Raw genomic sequence first — 16700 nt, forward strand, 5'->3', positions numbered from 1 at the left:
GTCATTACTCTTTGGTTCTGCTTGATTGATTGGACACGTCATTCTTGGCCGAAACAACCGTTTTTAATTGGTCAATTTCTACCCGTTGCTCCGCAATCATTTCCCGCTGTTCATCAATCAACGCCTTGAGCGCTTTTATGGATTCGACCAGCATCGGGTCAAAATCACCGTAAGTAGCCGACAAATATCCATCGGCATGTTGTTGAACTTTGGTCGGGAACACCTCTCTCAACTCTTGCGCAATGAAGCCAAATTGCAGGTCTTTGCCCTTTTTTTCGTCAATCCAACGGTAATTTGCACCCTTCAATTGCAGCACTTTTTGGAGTATTTCCTGACTGTTGAGGTAAGTAATATCTTTCTTCAAACGGCGGTCGGAGGGCGAGTCCCAGTTACCACCGCCCACGGTTTTATAGGCATTTCCCTCTACTTCAAGTCGATAGCTAAGCGTAGGCAGTCGTCCCACACCCAAATTACCCGGCCCCGAAAGGGTCATATTTACCAGAGGCGTAGTACCTGCGGCCGTGGTTGTTATGAAATCAATGGCGGCACCCGTGCTGGTTGGGCTCCAGTCGGCGGTGGTTCGCATCTCAATACGCGCTTTGGCGTTGGTAAAATTGTTTCCGTCGTAGCCTCGCGCCCCAAAGCGGGCCAGAATATGGCCATTCAACGAAGGCCCCGGAGTATTTATATTTCCGCCTGCCGATACCCCAAAAAATGCGGGAGCGTCGCCGAAGCGTTTCACGGCAATTCCATCATCGGTCGTTGCCAACACTTCCAGCGGATAAGTCGGCGTACTGGTATTGATTCCGATATTTCCATTCTCAGCAATGGTCATCCGTTTGAGGGGAATGTCGTTGTTGATGGGCGTAGTATAAAAGTTGATTTCGGCCCCATTTTCGGCACTTGCCCAGGTCTCCTTGGAGCGGATTTCCATGCGGGCTCCTTCTTCAAAATAACTACCATTGTGGCCAAGCCCTTCAAAACGGGCCAAAATTTGGTCGTTGGTCGAGGCCGTAGGGGCACTCTCAGTGCCGCCTGCATGGCTTCCGTAGATGTGGGAGTTATAAGTATTACCAGCCCCGTAGGTTCGTACGCCCATACCAGCGTTGCCCGCCACTTCAAAATTTGCCTGCGGTATTTCAGTTCCCACTCCTACATTTCCGTCATGATTGATTGTCATACGGGCCGTTTGTACGGTGCTTCCATTCTCAGTCGTCAAAAACACCATCCTTGTTCCGTTTTGGGTGGTAGTCCAATTTTGGGTAGCCTCAAACCGAATAGCTCCTTTTGCTTGCGTAAATGTAGTTCCGTTGTACCCCGCACCTTGAAGAATAAAAATATTATCGCCCGAAAGAACCGCCGTGGGCAACGTAAGCGTACCATTGTGCCGTTTTGCAAAGATATTGGGGGCATTAGTGCCCTGTAAAATGAGATTATCACCGGGCGAGTTTTGCTTTGACTCCATTTTGCTGGGCGTAATCAACACACTCTGTGCTAACAAGTTAGAGGCAATAAAACTACAAATAGAAAGAATGAATAGCTTTTGCATGATTTTAAGAGTTGAGGTAAAAGATGGAAAAAGAAGCGTCTGTTATCGAAACCGCACAGAAAACTCTCCGCTGGTGATATTGATGGTCTTTATGGGATTAGTAAATGATTTGGCGATGCCCGAAAATTTTCCCTTAATAACTTCGGCGGTTTTCTCGGTGATTTCGATTTGGCCCGAACCATTGTTAAAATTGGTTCGGTACACCACTTTGTCGGTATCTTCAAAAAAGATAGAGTTTTTGCCGTTACATTGGTGTACCCCTACGCCCTTAGTAGACTCCAAAGTGATGTACATGGTACGAGGCGTAGCGGTTTTGGCATTTTCTAACTCAGTACCATAGATAGTATTGGACGTATTGCTAAAAACCACGGCATAAGCCCCTATTTCATTTTCAATGGCATATTTATTACCTTCTATCATGCACGAGAAAAAGAAAGGACTGACGTTTTCTTTTTTAGAACAAGAAGCCAAGGCAGTCAATAATAAAACGAATGACAAAAAGCGCTTTTTCATGGTTTCAGTAAGATATGATTAGGGAGATTATCAAACATAGAATGAAGTCCGCAGAAATTTTCTGTTGGCAAATTTCAGATTTATATCCATGCCAAAACATCGTGTAAATAGGGATAATAACACCCGAGAGGGTTGACTAAACAGTATATTCTAGTGAATCAGAACCGTTAAGTAAATTTTCGGGTCAATTAAAGCTTTCGGCCCGCCGATTGTTTGTAGATGCGCGAGTCATTTTCTAATTTTAATAGCAAAAAAGAAGTAAAAAGTGACTCAAAGAAGCCGCTATGATTAAGCTCTGCCTAGTAGATGACCACGAATTATTGCTACGCGGATTGGCCGCTATCATCGAAACACAGCATGATTTTGAGGTGGTTAAAACCTGTACCTCTGGCCAGGATACCATCGACTTTTTGGCCACAAAACCCTGTATTGACATTTTAGTACTGGATGTAAATTTACCCAACTCCGACCCCGAAGATTTGCTGTCGAAAATCAGGGCGACGCACCCACAATTACCCGTCATTTACCTTACCATCTTGCGCGGCTCACGCCTGTTTCATCGACTCCAAAAACTTGGCTTTCAGGGATATTTATTCAAGGATGCTACCTACGAGGAGGTTTTTGAAGCCATTAGAACGGTAGCTGGCGGCGGAACTTACTACGCCAAAAACATTGAGCTTGACTTTTCAAAAGACCAATCCATTCACCAAAATGGATACATCACCAAAAACTCGGGCGTTATTTTGAGCAAACGCGAAAAAGAAATCTTAACCCTCATCTGTCAGGAATACAGCAGCGCCCAAATTGCCGCAAAACTCTTTATCAGCGTAAGTACCGTCGATACGCACCGGCAAAATATCATGATTAAACTGGGGGTGAGCAATACCGTAGGTCTGGTAAAATACGCCATCAACTATAATTTGATTGACAATTAACAACACTACATACTCCGCTGATTATGAAACAGTTGTTATTTTTTCTTTTGTTTTTTTGGGGTTGCCTAAAGCCCGTCTTTGGACAAGTTACCGAAACATCCATCCGGGCAAAAATTGACAAGACACTGACCTTCTACGAATCAAAAAAGGACTCCATCAAACTGATGGCCGAACAAATTCGGGCCGATGCCCAAAGCATCGGATTAAAAAAAGAAGCCCTTTATTACCATCGTTTTATGGGTTTTTACTATGAATACGACGGCAAAATCGACCTCGCCGTCAAGTCGTACCTGACGCTTTTGAAAGAAGCCGAAAAGAATCAATTTTTTGATGAAAAGTACCAAGCCATCGGCGACCTTGTTAATATTTATATCAGTACGGAGCAGAACGAAAAAGCCAAAGTTCTGTTGTTTAAAGGCATCCTTGAAGGTCAAAAAGAGAAAGCAAATCCACGGCGACTCTCCACTTATTACACCAATCTGGGCGTGATTTACCGCAAAGAATCCAAGTTTGACAGCGCTTTTTATTACTATACCCAAGCGCTTAAAATCAAAAAAAACATCAAAGATTCGGTCGGCATTGCCAATGTGTACATCAATCTGGCCACGCTGCTCATCAAACAGGGTAAATACGCACAGGCCAAGCCTTACATCGAAAGAAATATTGCTTTTCACAAGGCCATTCACTCCGACGAAGACTTGTGGTATGACTACGGAAATATGTCTGAAATTTACCTCAAATTGAATCAGCGCAAAGAAGCCGAATGGTACGTAAATGAGTGCCTCAGGATTGCGAAAAAAAGCGGTTCAAAAACCAAAGAACACATCTCCATGAATTCTCTCGCCGACCTACACCGGTATTTTGGCGACTACAAAAAAGCCTATGAGTACTACGCCATTTACGATAGTCTGGGAAAGGAACTAATCAACGCCGAGACCAATAAATCCATTGCGCAACTGAGAGAACAGTACGAATCCGAGAAAAAGGAGCAGGAAAACAAACTCCTCAATCAGCAACTGAAACAGGAACAGCAACAACGGCTCATCTTCGGAATCAGCTTTTTGGGCGTGCTGCTGTTTTCGGGCGTGATTGGGTATTTTCTGGTCAAAAATCGGCAAAAGAACAAAATGTTGAACGAAAAAAATGAACTTATTGAGCGTCAAAATACCCGATTGTCGGACCTAAACCGCGAAAAAAATCAGCTCATCAGCATTGTATCTCACGATTTGAGTACGCCGTTTTTGGTGATAAACACGTGGAATTCTATCTTAAAAATGAACATAGATGCCGCAAATACCAAAGCCCTGGAAGCCGTCCAAATCATTGAAAAAAGCGCCAAACAGGGTATGAACTTGATACAGGACGTGCTAAACGTTGAAAAAGCAGAAACCAACAAACACACACTTCGCCTCGAAACCTTTGATTTGCAGACCTTAACGCAGGAGGTGCTCAACGAGTTTGCGGAAGCGGCCCGCGCCAAAAACATTCAACTGTTGTTTGAGCCAGCCCCTCAGCCTTTGCATCTTCTCTCTGACCCGCACTTGGTGCAGCGGGTGCTCGAAAACCTCGTCTCCAACGCCATCAAATATTCCAATCCAAACGGTCGTGTATGGGTTAGTGCCGAAAAAAAAGACGATACCGTATTAGTACACGTCAAAGATGAGGGCATTGGCATCGAGAGCAAGCACCTTCCCCATTTATTCGAAAAATACAATACGGCCTCAGCTGCCACCGCTGGCAACTTATCTACGGGCTTGGGGCTAAGCATTGTAAAACGGATTTTGGACGAAATCGGTGGTATCATTCTGTGCAAAAGCGAACCCGGAAAAGGAACGGAATTTACGGTTCGATTGGCGGTATAATTGAAAAATAAAAATGGCAATAAATCCATAAAACCCAATAACGAGCTTGAACGACACCTCAAAAATTATCCCTAAATTGCAATAGATATACCAACCCATTATACTCAGCACAAATGATACAGTATTTTACGCTGCCCGGCTACGGAAACTCTCCCGCCCAGCATTGGCAAACTCATTTTGAACAACAATTGAGCAATTGCCGACGAATAAATCAGAAAAGATGGACGGGTGTAACCTGCGAAGACTGGACGAGCGAAATTGAAAAAACGCTGAAAGACCTCGACACCTCCGAGACCATCTTAATCACGCACAGCCTTGGTGGCATTGCTTTGGCGCATTGGGCGGCCAAACATCCAAAAAAAATCAAAGGTGCCATGATTGTGGCCCCTCCCGATATCGACAACCCCTACATGGATTTGTCACTGCAAAGTTTTGCACCCATCCCACTGCTTCCTCTCTCTTTTCCGTCGGTAGTAGTCGCAAGTACCAACGACCTCTGGACCTCCATGGAGCGGTATAAGTTCTTTGCCGAATCTTGGGGAAGCAAACTGGTCTCCATCGGCGACGCAGGCCACATCAACGTCCACTCAGGTTACGGCCGTTGGGACGAAGGATTGGAAATCCTTAAAATGCTCGTTTGATTGTTTTTTTTGGTAAAAAAAACACCCATAAAGGCGCAGGTTTTGTTGGTGAAAAAACACCAACAAAGCGCACCAAAGACCCAATTATGGTTTCAGACGGATTTGGGTCTTATTTTTTTATCTGCTGCTGGGTACTATCTGCAACTGCGGGCGGAATGCGCTTCATCAAAGACTCCAAAGATTCTATCTTTCGGTACAATACCTGAATTTCTTTGCTCTTTTTCTTATCCTCCAGATAGTCAAAAAGAATATGGTCAAACGCGAGCAATATAAGAACCAGTGCAAAACAGGAGGGTGATACCCTTATACCGTCAAATTTGTCTTTTAAAAATTTAAACATTATTGTACTCTCCTTCTCTTTTCTAAATTGCCACGCATAGAGGCTTCCCAATTTAACAACTTCATTTCCGCGGCCTGTCATACAGATTTCGTACTTATGGGCCTCTGCCCTGTCGGTACAAACGACACATATCCTATTCTCAGCCAATCGGTTAAGTACTCTTTTTATTTCTTCTTTATTGCACTGCTGTACGGCTGTCAGTTGTTCAATCAATGGCCCAATATACAATTTGCCATTATGTTTAGCCACGATTTTAACAATCTGATCAGCCATTGCAAACTGTGTTTCAGTAAGCGTCGTCATTCTGGAATACCTTTAACTTTACCGTCCATTCCTGATCGAAATGGCCCTATCAATGATTTTAGTTAAGTGATATTAAGGGCAATTAATTCAATGTAGACTATAAATATAACCGACAGTCTATTATTTTTGACTTTTTGGAATAATTCCAATAGCCCCAAAAAAGCCTGCTTTTTATGGTACTCCTTTTGATTGTTAATGTACCTTCTTTGTCCAAAAAATAGAAATCAATATAAATACGCTACCTAGTATACGTTAGTTCGTTTACCCCTAAAAAATTGGCGCTGTGTTACTGGTAAATACCAATAACCCCAATGAGCATGGAGGTTTTTCGATTTGGTTTTTAGTGGTTAATAATCCCGTCTAAAAATAGGCCAATGTTTCTTTGTAGATTCACAAATAGCCCCTAATTTGGATGACATTATGAAACTTACTACTCTACCTCTCTCTCCAACCAAACAGCCAATAAACCTATGAACAACCGCAATAATATTCCAGAAATCGACGCTCGATTGAGAACCGAGCTAACGACCTATCTCTCTAAATTCCAAACCCTTACTTCAGAAGAAGTTGAGGCGATTGCCGCCAATATGAAAGTAAAGCTGTATGAAAAAGGCAGCGTTTTGGTCAACGAAGGAGACATCTGCCACGAATGTTATTTTGTTTTGAAAGGCTGTTTAAGGCAGTTTAGGCTGGTGAATGGCATCGAAAAAACCACCCAATTTTACACGGAAGAGCAGGCCGCAGTTTTTTTTACGAGCTACACCACCCAGGCCAAGTCCGAAAGTTATTTGTCGTGCGTAGAAGATTCCATCCTACTCATCGGAGAACCCGCGAAAGAAACGGAGATGTATCAAAAATTTCCGAAGCTGATTGAAATTACCCGCCAGATGATGGAGCAGGATTTTGGCAAAACGCAAGATGCACTGGCGTATTTTATGGCTTCTTCGCCCGAAGAACGCTACCTGAATTTATTGGAAAATCGACCTGATTTATTGCAACGAGTACCGCAACACCAACTCGCTGGCTACATTGGGGTTACGCCCGAATCGTTGAGCCGAATCAGAAAGCGAATCCTGAAAGAGAAATAACGTTAGCCTCTCCGCCTTCCTTTCCACACCAGCCAGCCCGCAAGGCCCAATTCTCCAAGGGCCATTGGCGCACTCAAGACTGCATCTACCGTGGCTTTGTAATGCTCATAATTTGGCAAAAGAAGCTGCGCCATATTGGCAAAAAAGTAACAAACCGACGCCACAAGCATTAAGATTCCGAGAATTTTGGAAATAAAACCCGACCGGAGCATCAAATAACCCAACAAAAACAGATGGCCGCCAAAAACAATTAACCCCAACGACCACATCGCCAAAAAAGCCCTAAAACTGGTCATCGTCAAAGACGCACTTTGCGAAGGCCCCGTTACTTCGGGTAAAATACCCACCAGATTCAACAACGCAACACCCAACAAAGCGGCATAGACCAAGCGCAACCACGCCGAAAGCAACGACAACGTTTCATCGACCTGCTTCATGAAAATATAAAGCGCCCAAGCCACCACCACATCCAGCATCAGAATAATGACAAACGAAAACAGTACCCACCGAAACAGAGTCGTTGATTGGTTCAGGTTTTTCAGCGTGGCGGGGCCATCGTTGGCCACGTAGATATTTTCAAATCCGTACCCGTAGGCAAATCCCGCAATAAGGGCCATTACAATCAGTGAGAAGCCCGCCACGAGGGCCATTTTTGGGGATGTTTGGTGTATTCTGGTATCCATTTTTTTGCTTTTTTGTGAATGATGGCCCAAAATTACCGCCCGCAAATTCTCTATCCATTGACTTTGGGTAAGAAATGAAATCGGGCATGGTAGGGTATTTATAGCTAGAATGAGCTACTATCACAAAAGAGCATAATAGCTTGACCAAAAATTTCAACAACTTAACCTACTTTTACAACAACCCAAAGGAATTCCTTTTTTGAGGCCATCATTAAACGTTAGTTTTACAACCGAAGTAACACTACCTATAATGAAAAAAACCTCTTTTATGCTTTACCCTATTTTCAGCCTTAGAGGCCTCAAATTCAACTATTTAACCAAACCAACTATGGATTTCAAAAAAACACCCATCAACAAATTGGCGCTCGCAATTTTCATTACAATGAGTTTGGCTAGCTGCAACAGTGACGACACCGACACCACAACTCCTGTCTCTACCGAAGTGCCCGCCGTTTACAAAAAAATTTACGGAGCCACGAGCATTACCAGCGACGGCACCTACATCACCATCAAAACCAAAAACTTACCCGACCATAAAAGCCCCTACTATGCAGCAGGAAATGCGTTGTATGAAGCTTACAGCGGGAAGACCTTTAGCGGAGTCAATTTTGCCAAGAACCCGAATACGATTGCTGAATATAACGCTACCATTAAAATTCCGCTGAACCCCAAGGTGGATGCGGCGCACGCTGCCACACCCTTGGGGCCCATCGGGATTGCACTTAATGGCGTAGCGTTGTTTAATCAATATGCTGGACCCAACAACCAAGCATTAACGGGCGAGATTGCGAGTTTTGATAAATACTATGGACACCCCCAAAACACTGGCGTGTACCATTATCACGTTGAACCATTGTATCTGACCACCGTCAAATCCACAAAATCGGGCCTGATGGGCTTTTTATTGGACGGCTTTCCCGTGTACGGGCCACAAGAAGAAAATGGCACAACTGTGACCAGCAGTATGCTGGATGCCTATCACGGACATACGCACCCTACGGCCGATTATCCAAACGGTATCTACCACTATCATTTTACCGCCGACGCACCTTACCTGAATGGAAGCGGCTATTACGGAACGCCAGGAACGATAACGCAATAAATGAAATCGTACAAAACAATTTTCTGGTTTCTTCTGGCCTGCTCTTGCAGCAAGCCAGAAGAAACCGTCCCTAATATCTATCTTCTCCGCTCGTCGGGTAGTATTTCAGTAAAAAATGACATTGTTTTTGTGGGTAATCAACCCTACAACGGTTTTTTGGTGGAACTCTCTCCCACCCATGATACACTCGCCTTGGAAGGTTATTACAAAGGCAAGCTGAGTGGATTGTGCAAAAAATGGTATCCAAACAAGCAGTTATGGGAAGAAAGAAATTACCTGAACGGACAAAAACACGGCAAACAGGTCTCTTATTGGCAAAACGGCACCAAACGATTTGAATTTATGGCCGTAAACGATGCCTATGAGGGCGAATTGAAGGAATGGAGCCAAAACGGGAAGTTGTATCATCTGGGTACTTATGTGAAGGGACAAGAGGAAGGGCCTCAAAAAATGTGGTATGATAATGGAAAAATACGCGCCAATTATGTCATCATTAAAGGAAAAAGATATGGGTTATTGGGCACTAAAAACTGTAAAAATGTATCAGACAGCATTTTTGTTGTTAAGTAGTATGCTCCTGCTCAGCTGTACTGAAAATGGCACGGGTACTACGGCATTACCCTATTATAATGACCCCGATTTTACGCCCCTTTTTGTCAAAAATGAAGCAGAAATAAAAGAAAAAATTCCGCATAGCATCAGCGATTTTTCTTTTTTAAATCAGGACAGTATCCTCATTTCCCAGAAAAACATCGAAGGAAAAATCCACGTTGCCAACTTCATTTTTACTTCATGTATAAGTATCTGTCCAGTAATGACGAAAAATATGAAAATTGTCAGCGATAGCACAACGAATGACATTGTACTGCTCTCTTTTTCGGTCACGCCCTGGATTGATACGCCTGCTGTACTTAAAAAATTTACTGAAAAACACCAAATCAAAAATAAACAGTGGCACTTTTTAACCGGAAGTAAATCAGCTATTTATCAATTGGCCCGAAAATCATATTTTGCCGAAGAAGACATTGGTTTCAGTAAAGACAGCACGGAGTTTCTTCATACTGAGCACTTTATTTTGGTAGACAAAAACAAGAGAATCAGAGGCATCTACAACGGAACCCTGAGCTTGGAAATGCAAAAACTATTGGAAGATATAAAAACGCTGAAAGGAGAATAACGTGAACAGAACTATAAGTCGTGTACTAAAAAAATTCGGTATTGCCGTCTTGGTAGCCCTCCTGTTTAAAGTACTGTTCTTTAGATTAATTGATTTTTTAGAACCCGACTTATTCATCATCCCCTTCATCGTTTTGATACTCTGGGAAGGCAATACCTATATTGACCGGCAATTAGAAAAAAGATACAGTTGGTTGGGTAATACGAAACAAAGAATATTCAGTCAATTTATCGTTAGCCTTATTTTTACGGCTATTTCGCTATTTTTATTAATGAACTTCCTTCATTTTATTAAATTCGGTGAAATACGTTTGTTCAACAGAGCCATCAGGCAGATGTTTGTTCCAGCCATAATTATTACTTTTTTGGGCTTGGTGAGCTATATTTCAAGTCAATTTTTTAGGGCTTGGAACCAAAGTTTGGTAGAAATTGAAAAATATAAAACTGCCAGCGCAACCGCCCAACTTGAAAACCTAAAAAACCAACTTAATCCTCACTTTTTGTTCAATAATCTCAGCGTATTGAGTTCATTGGTGTACCAAAACCAAGACAAAGCAGTTGATTTTATCAACGAACTGTCAAAAGTGTATCGGTATGTATTGGACAGCAAAAATGCCGAGTTGGTCAGCCTACAAGAAGAATTAGATTTTCTAGAACATTACATGTATTTGTTGAAAATACGCTTTGGAAGCAGCATTACGTTTACCCTCAACATCTCTCCCCCTGACAAAAGCCTCTATTTGCCCCCAATGTGTCTGCAAATGTTGGTCGAAAATACCATTCAACACAACGAAACCTCACAAGCCAAGCCGTTGCAGGTAACGATTTACACCGAAAAAAATCGGTTATTGATTACAAATCCGATTCAGCCCCGAAGCGATAAAGCCAAAAGCTCACAGACAGGACTAAAAAATATGCAAGTACGATACCAGTTTTTTACCGACGAAAAAATAGAAATCATCCGTACAGATAAAACGTTTACCGTAATTTTGCCTTTACTTTTAAAGCCATGAACGTTGTAATCGTAGAAGACGAAAAGCTTTCGGCAGAGCATTTGCATTTGTTGCTGTTGAAGATAGACCCCGCTGTTCAGGTAATCCAATATTTGGATTCGGTGGCCGCTACCGTAAAAGCATTTGAGAGTGGCTTGCGGGCAGATTTGCTTTTTCTGGACATTCACTTGGCGGATGGCAACAGTTTCGAGATTTTTTCCCACATCCAGCCCGAAATTCCCATTATTTTCACAACCGCCTATGACAATTATGCCATTCAAGCTTTTAAACAAAATAGCATTGATTATTTGTTAAAGCCCATTTCGTTGAAAGAGCTAACGTTTGCCATTGAAAAATTTAAGAAGCAAAGACAATCTGGCAATAAGCACTTGCTTGAAACCATCACCCTTGCCTACCAGCAATTCAACAACCAATACAAAACTCGTTTTTTGGTCAAATCTGGGCAAAACATTACCACAATTCAAGCCGATGAGATTCATCATTTTGAAACCCAAGACAGCATCTCTTTTTTAGTAACCAACGCCGGAGGCCGTTATATCATTGACTACACGTTGGACCAACTAGAAAAAATCCTGCTACCCAAAGATTTCTTTCGTATAAATCGAAAAGTAATCCTGCATATTCAGGCCGTCGAAAAGGCAAGCACCTATTTTAATGGTCGGTTGTCGATTTTGGCCAAATTGCTAGAAGGCGACGCAAACATTGTGAGCCGGGAGCGGGTAGCTGACTTTAAAATTTGGCTAGATTCATGATGAAAGACATCAACCTAGCAAAGTTTATTAATTTGCCCGCCGTGAGGGGTGTAGTTTTGTTGGTGAAATAACACCAACAAAGGCAAAAAATAACCATTCATTTAGCCTCCTCACCCCACCCGATACCCCAAACTCTGCTTGATGACCTTCAGAGAAAAAGTACTATTGAGCGTGCCGATATTCTCGATTTTGGAGAGTTTGTTGCGCACAAAACCGTGGTATTCGTCCAGACTTCCCATGTTTATTTTCAACAAAAAATCTACCTGACCCGCCATGTGGTAGCATTCTTGCACCTCTTCTAGCTTCTGAATTTCTTTTTCAAAGTTTTCGATAAACGCCTTGTCGTGGTAGCGCATCGACACCTGACAAAAAATCGTGATGGGCTGCCCAAGCAGTTCTTTGTCCAGAATAGCTACGTATTGTTTGATAAAACCGAGGTTTTCTAGCCGCTTGATGCGCTCATACACGGGCGACAGCGTCAGGCCGAGCGTAGCGGCCAATTCTTTGGTGGTTAGCTTTGCATCGGCCTGCAAGAGGCGGAGCAGTTTCTTGTCGATGTCGTCGAGTTGTTCCATGCCGAAAATTTTTCTTTCAATACTATCTTCTTTTAATACAATTCAACAAAAATAACTTCATTATAAATAATATACCACAATATTAACTGATTTTACGGCACTATTTTACAAATTCTAACGGCCTAATTACTTTTGTACCGTGAATTACACTTCATCATTCTTCCAAAAATCAGTTACTCAACACCCATTGAACCATGAAGCACGAAACCATTTTAGTCATCGGGGCCAACGGGCAAATCGGCACGGCACTCTTACCACGCCTCCAAACAATGTACGGATTCGGTAACGTCATCGCTACCGATATTCGCCAAACAGGGCACGAGGAAGCCATCTTTGAAGTTTTGGATGCCACCAACATAACGGCGCTGGCCGACATCGTTCAGCGGCACCGTGTTACCCAAATTTATCACCTAGCGGCCGTGCTCTCGGCCAAAGGCGAGGCAGACCCATTGTGGGCGTGGAACCTCAACATGCAGACTTTACTCAACGTTTTAGAAATAGGCCGAACGTTTAATCTAGACAAGGTTTTTGTACCGAGTTCGATTGCTGCCTTCGGCGAACATGCCCCCAAAGAAGAAACACCCCAGTCTTCGGTCTTGGACCCCGCCACGGTCTATGGCATCAGCAAAGTGGCCGCCGAAAATTGGTCGGTGTATTACCACAAGCGCTACAAACTGGATGTACGCTCGCTGCGTTATCCGGGCGTCATCAGTTACCAATCCATGCCCGGTGGTGGCACCACCGACTACGCAGTGGCCATTTACCACGAAGCTGTTCAGGGCCATGATTTCGAATGTTTTTTGGCTGCCGACACCCGTTTGCCCATGATTTATATGGACGACGCGCTCCGCGCCACGCTGGAATTGATGGAAGCGCCCGACGATAACATCACCATTCGTACGTCTTATAATTTAGCGGGAATGAGCTTTACTCCCGCCGAATTGACGGCCTCTATTCAGCAGCATTTCCCTGATTTTAAGGTAACTTATGCACCCGATTTTAGGCAAGCCATCGCTAATTCATGGCCCAAAAGCATTGACGATTCGGTTGCCCGGCAAGATTGGGGCTGGAAACCCGCGTTTGATTTACCCAAAATGACGCACGAAATGATTACCCATCTCAACGAATTGTATCACGTAACTGCTTAGCACCATGTACGGAAGCATCAAAGAAGACCTTCAAAAAGAATTGGCCGCCATCAAAGAAGCGGGCCTTTATAAAACCGAACGCATCATCGTCACGCCACAATCTTCCGTGATTGCAGTGCAGGACGGACGCGAAGTACTGAATTTTTGCGCCAACAATTACTTGGGACTTTCTTCGCACCCAGAGGTGATTAAGGCCGCCCACGAGGCACTCGACACCCACGGTTTCGGGATGTCGTCGGTACGGTTTATTTGTGGTACGCAAGACATCCACAAAGAACTCGAACGCCAAACGGCAGAGTTTGTCGGGGCCGAAGATTGCATTTTGTACGCGGCGGCATTTGACGCCAACGGCGGAGTTTTTGAACCCTTATTGGGCGAAGAAGACGCCATCATTTCCGACGAACTCAACCATGCTTCCATTATCGACGGTATCCGTCTGTGCAAAGCCAAACGTTTTCGGTACAAACACAACGACATGGCCGATTTGGAAGCGCAACTTCAAGCCGCTACCTCCTGCCGACGGGTATTAATTGTCACCGACGGCGTCTTTTCGATGGACGGCACCATTGCGCAGTTGGATAAAATCTGCGATTTGGCCGACCAATACGGTGCCATGGTCATGGTAGACGAATGCCACGCCAGCGGTTTTATGGGCAAAACGGGTCGTGGCACGCCTGAGCACAAAAACGTATTGGGCCGCATCGACATCATCACGGGCACGTACGGAAAAGCCCTCGGAGGCGCGTCGGGTGGGTTTACGGCGGCGCGGAAAGAGATTGTAGAATTGTTGCGTCAACGCTCGCGGCCGTATTTGTTTTCCAATACCTTAGCTCCTTCCATTGTGGGTGCTTCGCTCAAAGTGTTGGAATTGCTGCGGGCCTCGACCGCCCTGCGCGACAAGCTTGAAGCCAACACGCGCTACTTCCGCGAGGCCATGACCGCCGTTGGATTTGACATTTTGCCTGGTGAGCATCCGATTGTTCCAATCATGCTTTACGATGCACCGTTGGCCCAAGAATTTGCCAAACAATTGTTGGAAGAAGGCATTTATGTCATTGGGTTCTTTTATCCTGTAGTGCCCAAAGGCAAAGCGCGCATTCGTGTCCAGATTTCGGCGGGGCATGAGCCAGCGCACCTTCAACGTGCCGTGGCGGCATTTACGAAAGTGGGACAAAAATTAGGCGTAATTCCCGTGACCGAAACCGTAGAAAATTAACGTTCACACTGTTCCTATCAACCCCAAGCCGGACTACCTACGTAGTTCGGCTTTTTTGATAGTTAAAAGATAGGATAACGACGCTGGTTTCTCAAAACCAACGAAAGGGTTGCACAACCCAGCGAAAATCTCCCAATTAAACATAGCACTTTATTCCCCAAATTTAGGACTCACAAACTCCCATTCTTTAAGGTGCGAAGGCACATGTTCACGCTGTACGATGGCGTCAAATTGGCGCAACAATTCGGGATGCTGCGCGGCTACATTGGTGATTTCACTTTGGTCTTTGCTTAAATCGTACAATTCCCAAGGGCCTTTACGATTTTTACGAACGTTGGTTTTTACGGCTTTCCAATTACCCATCCGAATCGCCAGTTGCCCGCCTTTTTCGGGATATTCCCAATAGATAAATTCACGTTTTTTCTGTTTGTCTTTTTGCCCCAACAAGGTCGGCAGGAACGACACTCCGTCGGTGTCCAATGGTTGTTTATACCCAACTACTTCGGCCAAGGTTGCCATTACATCGTACTGCACCGACACGAGGTCGGTCACTTTTCCAGCAGGAATACGTCCCGGCCAACGCGCAATCATCGGCTCCCGAATACCGCCTTCGTAGACATCCATTTTTAACCCCCGCAGGTTTGAAACACTCCTAAAAAAGGCCGCTTCTACCCCACCGTTGAAGGTCGCACCGTTGTCGCTCGAAAACATCACGATGGTATTATCGTCCAGTTTCAGGTCTTTCAACAACTGCATCAACGCGCCCACTTGCTTGTCCATGTGCGTAATCATGGCCGCATACGTAGCGCGTGGCTGAGGCGTGGAGGCATAATTTTGTTGTCCCAAATACGGTTTTTCTTCAAATTTTCCGATGTATTCCTCCACCGCCGACGCGGGCGCTTGCAACGAAACGTGTGGGGCTGTAAAAGGCAAATACAGGAAAAAAGGCCTATTTCGGTTCTCACGCACAAAAGACAATGCCTTTTCGGACATTTTGTCGATGGCGTAGTCGTTGCCACGGTAATACGCAAACGCTTCTTTAGTAGCCGTTTCGGGCGTTAGGCGGCGGTGAACATCAATGTAGGTATTGTTTAAAGGAACCGATTTCCCATTTTCCCATAAGTGCGTCGGATAAAAATTGTGGGCCTGTTTTTGGTCCAAATAGCCGTAAAAATAATCAAATCCCTGTTGGTTGGGGTTGCCAGTGGTATTGGCCATGCCCAAGCCCCATTTGCCGATGCAAGCGGTTTTGTAACCGGATTGCTGCAACATCCGACCAATGGTAAACGTGCCCGGATACAGCGGCATTTGTCCACCTTCCAACGAATCGGCAAAGCCGCCCAACTCATAATTGCCACGAATGTAGGAATGCCCCGCGTGTTTTCCGGTCAACAATTGGCACCGAGCGGGCGCACACACGGGCGTACTTGTGTAGTGTTGCGTAAACCGAATGCCTTCAGCCGCGATTTTATCAAGGTGCGGCGTCCGGATTTTCTGTTGGCCGTAGCATCCAAGTTCAGCGTAGCCCATGTCGTCGGCATAAATGTAAATAATGTTGGGTTTGTTTGCTGGAGGCATAAAGCTTACCGATACATAGCCAACCGCAAGAATAAAAGCAAAAACCAAGGCGCGAAACATAGATTTAAAATGGGTGAGTGAAACTGTAAAATAAAGGCAATCTTTCCTGATTGATACTTACAAAACCTACATTCCAACCAAACGACCATGGTTCATTTCGAGGCTATTCGGGCGGTTTTAGCCCATATTATGATTAAATATTTAGTACTTGAACGTTTTTAGCCTT

17 protein-coding genes are annotated in these 16700 nt (G+C 44.4%); 11 read left to right on the top strand and 6 right to left on the bottom strand.

Translation table 11 applies throughout. From position 1 onward, the window contains the following. Positions 1 to 4: 4 nt before the first annotated feature. Positions 5 to 1549: a tail fiber domain-containing protein gene (locus tag NCI00_RS22450; protein ID WP_253531456.1), complete on the bottom strand. Its 1545-nt coding sequence runs from the start codon at positions 1547 to 1549 to the stop codon at positions 5 to 7. A gap of 42 nt (positions 1550 to 1591) precedes the next feature. Continuing rightward, positions 1592 to 2062: a hypothetical protein gene (locus tag NCI00_RS22455; RefSeq protein WP_253531460.1), complete on the bottom strand. Its 471-nt coding sequence runs from the start codon at positions 2060 to 2062 to the stop codon at positions 1592 to 1594. A 284-nt stretch (positions 2063 to 2346) separates the two neighbouring features. Here NCI00_RS22455 and NCI00_RS22460 point away from each other — a divergent pair, with 284 nt between their 5' ends. The 3 genes from NCI00_RS22460 to NCI00_RS22470 all read left to right on the top strand — a co-directional run bounded on the left by NCI00_RS22460 (position 2347) and on the right by NCI00_RS22470 (position 5500). Next, complete coding sequence (locus NCI00_RS22460) at positions 2347 to 2997, top strand: response regulator transcription factor (RefSeq protein ID WP_253531463.1); 651 nt, start codon at positions 2347 to 2349, stop codon at positions 2995 to 2997. 23 nt (positions 2998 to 3020) lie between these two features. Beyond that, the gene (locus NCI00_RS22465) at positions 3021 to 4859 is read left to right on the top strand and encodes a tetratricopeptide repeat-containing sensor histidine kinase (protein ID WP_253531466.1); all 1839 of its coding nucleotides are present in this window, start codon (positions 3021 to 3023) and stop codon (positions 4857 to 4859) included. A gap of 113 nt (positions 4860 to 4972) precedes the next feature. Next, on the top strand, positions 4973 to 5500 hold the full coding sequence (locus NCI00_RS22470; RefSeq protein WP_253531469.1) for an RBBP9/YdeN family alpha/beta hydrolase: 528 nt from the start codon (positions 4973 to 4975) through the stop codon (positions 5498 to 5500). A 109-nt stretch (positions 5501 to 5609) separates the two neighbouring features. Here the strand turns inward: NCI00_RS22470 and NCI00_RS22475 are convergent, their stop codons facing one another. After that, positions 5610 to 6143 (bottom strand): hypothetical protein, encoded by a 534-nt coding sequence (locus tag NCI00_RS22475; protein WP_253531472.1) that lies wholly within the window; start codon positions 6141 to 6143, stop codon positions 5610 to 5612. Between the two features lie 470 nt (positions 6144 to 6613). On the opposite strand from NCI00_RS22475, the gene NCI00_RS22480 reads away from it, so the two are divergent. Next, entirely contained in the window at positions 6614 to 7231 is a 618-nt protein-coding gene (locus NCI00_RS22480; RefSeq protein WP_253531475.1) for a Crp/Fnr family transcriptional regulator, read from the top strand. Between the two features lie 2 nt (positions 7232 to 7233). Here the strand turns inward: NCI00_RS22480 and NCI00_RS22485 are convergent, their stop codons facing one another. Next, the gene (locus NCI00_RS22485) at positions 7234 to 7914 is read right to left on the bottom strand and encodes a DUF4386 domain-containing protein (RefSeq protein WP_253531477.1); all 681 of its coding nucleotides are present in this window, start codon (positions 7912 to 7914) and stop codon (positions 7234 to 7236) included. 382 nt (positions 7915 to 8296) lie between these two features. On the opposite strand from NCI00_RS22485, the gene NCI00_RS22490 reads away from it, so the two are divergent. The 5 genes from NCI00_RS22490 to NCI00_RS22510 are packed head-to-tail and all read left to right on the top strand — an operon-like array spanning position 8297 to position 11957. Beyond that, positions 8297 to 9016: a YHYH protein gene (locus NCI00_RS22490; RefSeq protein WP_253531546.1), complete on the top strand. Its 720-nt coding sequence runs from the start codon at positions 8297 to 8299 to the stop codon at positions 9014 to 9016. Beyond that, positions 9017 to 9586, top strand: a complete 570-nt coding sequence (locus NCI00_RS22495; protein WP_253531480.1) for a toxin-antitoxin system YwqK family antitoxin — start codon at positions 9017 to 9019, stop codon at positions 9584 to 9586. It begins immediately after the preceding gene. Continuing rightward, on the top strand, positions 9555 to 10193 hold the full coding sequence (locus tag NCI00_RS22500) for an SCO family protein (protein WP_253531482.1): 639 nt from the start codon (positions 9555 to 9557) through the stop codon (positions 10191 to 10193). The genes NCI00_RS22495 and NCI00_RS22500 overlap by 32 nt, the downstream gene beginning before the upstream one ends. A gap of 1 nt (position 10194) precedes the next feature. Further along, positions 10195 to 11205 carry a sensor histidine kinase gene (locus NCI00_RS22505; protein WP_253531485.1) on the top strand — a complete coding sequence of 337 codons (1011 nt, stop codon included), beginning with the start codon at positions 10195 to 10197 and terminating at the stop codon, positions 11203 to 11205. Further along, a complete protein-coding gene (locus NCI00_RS22510) occupies positions 11202 to 11957 on the top strand; it encodes a LytR/AlgR family response regulator transcription factor (RefSeq protein ID WP_253531488.1) in 756 nt (251 codons plus the stop codon). The genes NCI00_RS22505 and NCI00_RS22510 overlap by 4 nt, the downstream gene beginning before the upstream one ends. A gap of 110 nt (positions 11958 to 12067) precedes the next feature. On the opposite strand, the gene NCI00_RS22515 is transcribed toward NCI00_RS22510, so the two are convergent. Then, the gene (locus NCI00_RS22515) at positions 12068 to 12532 is read right to left on the bottom strand and encodes an Lrp/AsnC family transcriptional regulator (RefSeq protein ID WP_013930683.1); all 465 of its coding nucleotides are present in this window, start codon (positions 12530 to 12532) and stop codon (positions 12068 to 12070) included. 194 nt (positions 12533 to 12726) lie between these two features. Between NCI00_RS22515 and NCI00_RS22520 the strand changes: the two genes are divergently transcribed. Together NCI00_RS22520 and kbl are read left to right on the top strand one after the other, a co-directional pair. Continuing rightward, positions 12727 to 13680: an NAD-dependent epimerase/dehydratase family protein gene (locus NCI00_RS22520; protein WP_253531491.1), complete on the top strand. Its 954-nt coding sequence runs from the start codon at positions 12727 to 12729 to the stop codon at positions 13678 to 13680. Positions 13681 to 13684: 4 nt separating this feature from the next. Then, positions 13685 to 14896, top strand: a complete 1212-nt coding sequence (gene kbl, locus NCI00_RS22525; RefSeq protein WP_166560701.1) for a glycine C-acetyltransferase — start codon at positions 13685 to 13687, stop codon at positions 14894 to 14896. Between the two features lie 150 nt (positions 14897 to 15046). On the opposite strand, the gene NCI00_RS22530 is transcribed toward kbl, so the two are convergent. Further along, positions 15047 to 16534 carry an arylsulfatase gene (locus tag NCI00_RS22530; RefSeq protein ID WP_253531494.1) on the bottom strand — a complete coding sequence of 496 codons (1488 nt, stop codon included), beginning with the start codon at positions 16532 to 16534 and terminating at the stop codon, positions 15047 to 15049. Positions 16535 to 16700 lie beyond the last annotated feature (166 nt).

It is taken from the genome of Runella salmonicolor (assembly GCF_024158025.1).
GTDB classification, from domain to species: domain Bacteria; phylum Bacteroidota; class Bacteroidia; order Cytophagales; family Spirosomataceae; genus Runella; species Runella salmonicolor.